The following is a 283-nucleotide window of genomic DNA, read 5'->3' as shown; positions in this document are numbered from 1 at the left end:
CGTGATCACCTACACCGCCACCCTGAGCAATCCGGCGCAAACACCGGTCACCGTGACCCTGTCCAACGGCCAGACCATCACCATCAAGGCCGGCGAAACCACCGGTACCGTCGATTTCCAGACTCCGGCCAATGATGTCTACAACAATGGCAGCACCGTCAGCACCACCATCACCGGCGCCACCGGCGGCAACTTCGAGCAGCTGACGCCGAACCCAGCGCCTGCCGAAACCGTCATCACCGATTCGGTCGACACCACCAGCGTCACCCTGACCGCGACGCCA

Annotated in this window: 1 protein-coding gene; it reads left to right on the top strand. The window is 63.3% G+C overall.

All coding sequences use genetic code 11. The features are described 5' to 3' along the window. A partial coding sequence (locus ACNFCI_RS24135; RefSeq protein WP_416768447.1) for an immunoglobulin-like domain-containing protein occupies nucleotides 1–283 on the top strand: 283 nt, incomplete at both ends.

It is taken from the genome of Pseudomonas sp. NY15356, assembly GCF_048068175.1.
Classification (GTDB): Bacteria; Pseudomonadota; Gammaproteobacteria; order Pseudomonadales; family Pseudomonadaceae; genus Aquipseudomonas; species Aquipseudomonas putida_K.
Note: the sequence above shows the minus strand (reverse complement) of the source record. Positions and strands in the feature narration are given on the sequence as shown.